Here is a 1,831-nt window from a genome sequence, read left to right on the forward strand (position 1 = left end):
CCTAGTCTCGATTAAAGACCAATGGGTTAAGTTCCATTATTCATAAGGGCGATGAACCGCCCTGTGCGGAGCCGCACGCAGGGTGGTGTGGGGAGGGCTGGAGAGAAACTAGCCCTTACCCGATTTACATTTCGATATTCGTTAACCTTCAAGCAATGCGCAGTCACTCAACCCACGAATTTTAAATACTTTAACTGTAGCAGGGCTGACTTAATAATGCCACTGACTTTTAATGTAGTCCTGTTAATAAATAATGCCCTGCAAACAGAATGTAAGAGTTTAGCTAAACTCACCGTTTATAACTTAAAGCCCTTCCAAGTAGTAAAATGCTTGATACTTTTAGCCCTGCTACCTCATACTCAACCTTTCCAGCCAATGAAAAGGAGTGAAACAGCGAGGAAAGGATACACGATAACTTATCACAAGCGATTACGCCCAAATAAAACGAAGCAGCAATCCCTCAATGAATTTTGAAATGTAACGACCAAATCAGATGCCATAGGAAGTGGCGGAAATTTTGCGTCTTTTTGCAAAATTTGTGACGCTTTTTATGGTCAGCTGGATTTTTTGGTTATACATCATTCAACAAAAATAGTTATTTAGTTTCTGTTGATTTGTTTATAGAAAACATCGGAAGAATAGATACCGGGAGAGACATTCGTGCACAGGTTGAGTGAGAGTACTCTCTCCAGTATGGCCATATTTGATGGGGTACATTTATTCTACCAAACTCTAAAACAGCATCATGAGGCAATTCTTCATCACATTTAATTGCATATTCAGCAATAAAGACAGCAATTATCTCGGCTGCAACTAATTTTTCAAGTAGCTCTTCATTTTCTAAGCTATCTTTCAGTTCCTCTTGAATAGAACCTTTTAAATAACGCATTCGTGCTTCGGTTTTATAGACTAAGAATTTATGTGTAACGCCATTTTCATCAAGAAGCTCTTTTTTGTTACATGATTTAGTATTGATATTGAACTGCCCAATCAATTCTTGATTAGGAATTAAAGGATCAAAATTATTATGTATTTTTGCTTCTGAGGAATGCAAATATACCATTTGGATTGATAAATTATCTACAGCCTTTTGCAATGCTTCTCTATTCATGCTGTTTGTCTATATTCAAAATACTTTATATCATTAACAGCCATATGATTTGTCGGAACTAAGTATAAGCTAGGTTGTGTAGTTGTAACTGGTTCACTCCATAAAACTTCTTTAGCTCCAAAGTCATCACAAGAGAATTTATCTAAATCTTCTTGGCGTGAAGTTTTTTCTAATGTTTTAGCATTGATTTTTGCAGCATCTAAAATACCACTGCTAAATTCTTCAAATGAGAATTTCACTGTTAAATCAAAAGCTTTAGAAAGTTTGCGCAATGTTTTAATGGTCCAAGCATCATAATCTATATCTTCAAGCGCACAAATTCGCTCTTGTTTCATGCCAGAGGCATCAGCAAGTTCTTTTTGTGTCCATCCGCGTTGTTCTCGTAATACTTTTATTTGCGCTGCAATGGCCATATTAGAAAATTCTTCCATATAAGCATGGGCATATTCTTTATCATTGAATTCTGTAACTAGTGTTTTAACTAACTCTTTCATGAGAGCATCTCCTATTAGGGTTTCCAATGATTATCTTTTTTCTATCGTTAGCTTTTTCATCAGCTTTACGAGGTACAAATTTAGAATCACGTTCTGTTGGTAACCGTCAATTAAACCCACCTAGCCAAACCATTCCATTTACTTTAAAGGCGGAATTTTTTCAGTCATTACCCAGGGTAAAAACTGATCTAATGCTTCTGGTTCATAATGTCGCCCCAGTTTAGGC

Annotated in this window: 2 protein-coding genes; both read right to left on the reverse strand. The window is 36.5% G+C overall.

All coding sequences use genetic code 11. The annotated features are described in order from the left end of the window. Positions 1-595: 595 nt before the first annotated feature. Positions 596-1,111 carry a hypothetical protein gene (locus BQ7314_RS12890; RefSeq protein ID WP_174484097.1) on the reverse strand — a complete coding sequence of 172 codons (516 nt, stop codon included), beginning with the start codon at positions 1,109-1,111 and terminating at the stop codon, positions 596-598. Then, entirely contained in the window at positions 1,108-1,605 is a 498-nt protein-coding gene (locus BQ7314_RS12895; protein WP_174484098.1) for a helix-turn-helix transcriptional regulator, read from the reverse strand. The genes BQ7314_RS12890 and BQ7314_RS12895 overlap by 4 nt, the downstream gene beginning before the upstream one ends. Between the last annotated feature and the right edge of the window lie 226 nt (positions 1,606-1,831).

Origin of the sequence: methanotrophic endosymbiont of Bathymodiolus puteoserpentis (Logatchev) (assembly GCF_900128525.1) — a bacterium.
GTDB lineage: Bacteria > Pseudomonadota > Gammaproteobacteria > Methylococcales > Methylomonadaceae > Methyloprofundus.